The sequence below is a fragment of the Caloramator mitchellensis genome, from assembly GCF_001440545.1.
GTDB lineage: Bacteria > Bacillota > Clostridia > Clostridiales > Caloramatoraceae > Caloramator > Caloramator mitchellensis.
Map to the genome: position 1 here is coordinate 1 of NZ_LKHP01000050.1, position 674 is coordinate 674.

Here is a 674-nt window from a genome sequence, read left to right on the forward strand (position 1 = left end):
GCCATCGCGCTTAAATTTTGTGCAGTAGATGCCACTTCTTCTGATGATGCAGAAAGTTCCTCCGATGATGCTGCTACTTCCTCAGATGCTGCACTCGTTTCCTGTGTTATTGCACTTACTCCTTCTACCTTTGATAGAACCTCATCTTTAGATTTCACCATCTCATCCATACCCTTGTATGTTCTGTCCATAAGAGGTGCTATCTTTTCAACTGATTCTAATATCTCCCCAAAGGATTCAACTGTTGTTTCAACTGAATTTGTTTGTTCCTTTATAAACTCCTCAACCTCATTTGATGTCTTTATTACTTCTTCTGTATCTAACTGTATTGAATTTACTAATTCATTTATCTCATTTGTTGATTTTTTAGATTCCTCTGCAAGCTTTCTAACTTCATCTGCAACGACAGCAAATCCTCTTCCTGCTTCTCCTGCCCTTGCTGCCTCAATTGCTGCATTTAACGCTAATAGATTTGTTTGCTCTGATATAGCATTTATAACGCTTGTTATATTGCTTATCTCTTTAACTGAGCTTGTTAGGTTGTTCACTTTATTCACTACAGCTTCAAATGCTCTTCTTATCTCATCTATAGACTTCACTAACTTGTCCATTTCCTTTTTACCTGTATTAGCTTTATTAGTAGCATTATCTGTTTCATTCTTCATATGCTGTAA

The 674-nt window shown here is 36.5% G+C and carries 1 protein-coding gene; it reads right to left on the reverse strand.

All coding sequences use genetic code 11. The annotated features are described in order from the left end of the window. Positions 1 to 674 (reverse strand): methyl-accepting chemotaxis protein (locus tag ABG79_RS12155; RefSeq protein ID WP_242859350.1); only part of this gene is annotated, 674 nt, incomplete at both ends.